1 pseudogene is annotated in these 1,151 nt (G+C 70.5%); it reads left to right on the forward strand.

Annotated features, from left to right (window positions below):
- Window positions 1–153 precede the first annotated feature (153 nt).
- Window positions 154–1,137 (forward strand): annotated as a pseudogene (locus ACIQOV_RS42295) (hydrolase); the annotation flags it as partial.
- Between the last annotated feature and the right edge of the window lie 14 nt (window positions 1,138–1,151).

Genomic DNA, 1,151 nt, shown 5'->3' on the forward strand with positions numbered 1-1,151 from the left:
CCGGCTTCCACCCCCCTCCCGGAGATCGTCACGACCCGTACAAGGCTTCGTAACCTCGGAGGGCTTTCACCCGGCGCTCTACGCGCGGATACTCCCGTTCTACGCGCGAAAACCTGAGCGCTGCCCCCTCAACTCCCCACGGAGGAACGGCACATGACGATCCGCATCCGAACCGCCGCGGCCCTCGCCGGAACGGCCCTGCTCACGGCCGGTCTCACCACCCCCGCCGCCACCGCCGCGCCCGGCCCCGCCGCGCCCGCCGCACTCACCACCCCCGCCGCGCCCGCCGCCAGGACCGCCACCGTCGGCGCCACCCCGCACCGGGTGCTGTTCGACAACAGCAAGGCCGAGACCGCGGGCAACGCCGACTGGATCATCAGCACCAGCCAGCCCGACCCGCTGGCCCAGAACGCCGACCCCACCACCGAGAAGAGCTGGACCGGCGCCCTGTCCGCCTGGGGCGTCGCCCTCCAGAAGACCGGCCAGTACAGCCTGAAGACCCTCCCCGCCGGGTCCACCATCAGCTACGGCACCGGCGCCGCGCTCGACCTCGCCAACTTCGACACCTTCGTGATCCCGGAGCCCAACACGCGCTTCTCCGCGGGCGAGAAGGCCGCGATCATGAACTTCGTGAAGAACGGCGGCGGGCTCTTCCTGGTCTCCGACCACAACAACAGCGACCGCAACAACGACGGCTGGGACTCCCCGAAGATCATCAACGACCTGCTGACCAACAACGGGGTGAACAACAACGACCCCTTCGGCTTCTCGGTCGACCTGCTCAACATCACCACCGACAACCCGCGCGCGGCCGACGCCCCGACCGACCCGGTGCTGCACGGCCCCTTCGGCACCGTCACCGGCTCGATCCTGCGCAACGGCACCACCTTCACCCTCAAGCCCGCCGACAACCCGAGCGTCAAGGGCCTGGTCTACCGGACCGGCTACAGCGGCAACACCGGCGCGTTCTTCGTCACCAGCACCTTCGGCTCCGGCCGGGTCGCGATCTGGGGCGACAGCTCCCCGATCGACGACGGCACCGGCCAGTCCGGCAACACCCTGTACAACGGCTGGGACGACCCGGCGGGCACCGACGCCGCCCTCGCCCTCAACGCCACCGCCTGGCTGAGCAAGGCCTGACCGGGGGCGCC

The sequence above is a fragment of the Kitasatospora sp. NPDC091257 genome (assembly GCF_044757675.1).
GTDB classification, from domain to species: domain Bacteria; phylum Actinomycetota; class Actinomycetes; order Streptomycetales; family Streptomycetaceae; genus Kitasatospora; species Kitasatospora lactacystinica.